The following is a 793-nucleotide window of genomic DNA, read 5'->3' as shown; positions in this document are numbered from 1 at the left end:
TATGCGTTTTTCTCCTAAAGCACAAGTGAAGTTTTATGAATGGTTCGAGCATCTTCATAAAGAGGCAAAAGGAGGTACTCACTCAGAAAGCTTACAATCGCATCTTTTAAAAATGCCAAAGACCATAGCAAGCCTTGCGTTAATTTTTGAACTTCTTGATAGTGGTGGTTTAGAAATTGGTCTCTATGCCATTACAACAGCCTTGCGTTGGGAAAAATATCTGTTAAGTCATGTCAAAAGACTTTATGCGGCGGGGGATACATTAACAGCAGAGCGTGCAAAATTAATTGTTGAACGCTGTGATTGTTTACCCGATGTTTTTACAGCAAGGGATGTTTATAAACGTGATTGGAAATATTTAACAGACAATCAAACCGTTAAGCAAGCTTTAGAGCTTTTATGTCGTTGTAACTATATTCGTGAAATCTCTGGAGAGAATAACTCCCAAGGCGGTCGACCTACCATACGTTATGAACGGCACCCTTTAGTGAAAAGTCATAAGACATCACACTGAGGCAATTTGGAAATCTTATAAAACATTAAACAATATAACAGTGAACCTTTAAAGCACTCCCCATCATTAGTTTTGGGGGGGTATGGGGGTTTTGGGGGGTCTTTTTACCCCCCCTTTATATATATTTTTTAGTCAAAAATAAAAGTTATTATATTTCAATAAGTTAATCTTTCAAATAAACAACCTATATTAAACATAACACATAAATACAATTTTTAATATATATCTAAGAGGGTTTTGTAGGTGTTTTGGGGGTTTTAAAAACAGACAAAACCTATC

The 793-nt window shown here is 35.4% G+C and carries 1 protein-coding gene; it reads left to right on the top strand.

From position 1 onward, the window contains the following. Positions 1 to 514, top strand: a 514-nt coding sequence (locus ACFINH_RS10120) for a DUF3987 domain-containing protein (protein ID WP_375633040.1), incomplete at its 5' end; no start/stop codon positions are given. Between the last annotated feature and the right edge of the window lie 279 nt (positions 515 to 793).

It is taken from the genome of Bartonella sp. AA74HLJMH, from assembly GCF_042197045.1.
Lineage (GTDB): Bacteria > Pseudomonadota > Alphaproteobacteria > Rhizobiales > Rhizobiaceae > Bartonella.
This window is presented reverse-complemented; position numbering and strand designations above follow the sequence as displayed.